The following is a 927-nucleotide window of genomic DNA, read 5'->3' as shown; positions in this document are numbered from 1 at the left end:
ATAACCTCACCGCCACCGCCACGGACGCGGCCGGGAACATCAGCGGGTCTTCCGAACACTTCGTCATCACCATTGATACCGACATTACCGCACCGGACGCGCCGGTTATCACCGGAATGTATGACGATACAGGCGTAACCGTGGGTAATGTAGTGCAAAACGGTATGACTGATGATAATACGCTGGTTATCAGTGGAACGGCAGAAGCCAACAGCACCGTGCATCTGTGGGCTACCGGACCGAGAGGGATGAAGCATGATCTGGGAACTGTTCAGACAAACAGTGAAGGGCATTGGAGTATTGCTCCTGAGAACAGTATGCCGTCCGGTGTGAAGGGGAACTGGGTTTATTACGCAGATGCCACAGATCAGTCAGGAAACAAGAGTGAGACCAGCGATAACTATGTCGTGAAATATGTCAACGGCAACCAGGACGACATCACGCCACCGGGCGCGCCGGTTATCACCGGCGTATCCGATGATGTGGGCATAATGACCGGCAATGTGGAAAACGGCGGAAAAACCGATGATGTCCAGGTGGGGGTCTCCGGGACGGCGGAAGCGAACAGTTCGGTCGTGGTCTGGCTCAGAAGCCCGGTCGGGCAGGATTTCAACCTGGGTACAGTGACCGCCGACAGCAGCGGGCACTGGAGCTACCAGATGAGCGACCGACAGAGCTTCGGTGACATGAGGGGAGACTGGACGTTCAGCGCCACCGCAACCGATGCGGCGGGCAACACCAGTCAGTTCAGTGCAGGCTATACCGTGGAGAGCGTCGACAGTAATCGGGACAGCAATGACATCACGCCACCGGACGCACCGACCATCACTAATGCGACGGATAACGTCGGGCCTGTAACAGGCAGCGAAGTCCACAACAACGGCGTTACGGATGACTCGACCCCGGAACTGCATGGTCATGCGGAAG

1 protein-coding gene is annotated in these 927 nt (G+C 56.9%); it reads left to right on the top strand.

Annotated elements, in window-relative coordinates:
• Positions 1-927 (top strand): Ig-like domain-containing protein (locus ACG0Z5_RS23760; protein ID WP_394451623.1); only part of this gene is annotated, 927 nt, incomplete at both ends.

It is taken from the genome of Scandinavium sp. M-37, from assembly GCF_043558715.1.
GTDB classification, from domain to species: Bacteria; Pseudomonadota; Gammaproteobacteria; order Enterobacterales; family Enterobacteriaceae; genus Scandinavium; species Scandinavium vulneris_A.
This window is presented reverse-complemented; position numbering and strand designations above follow the sequence as displayed.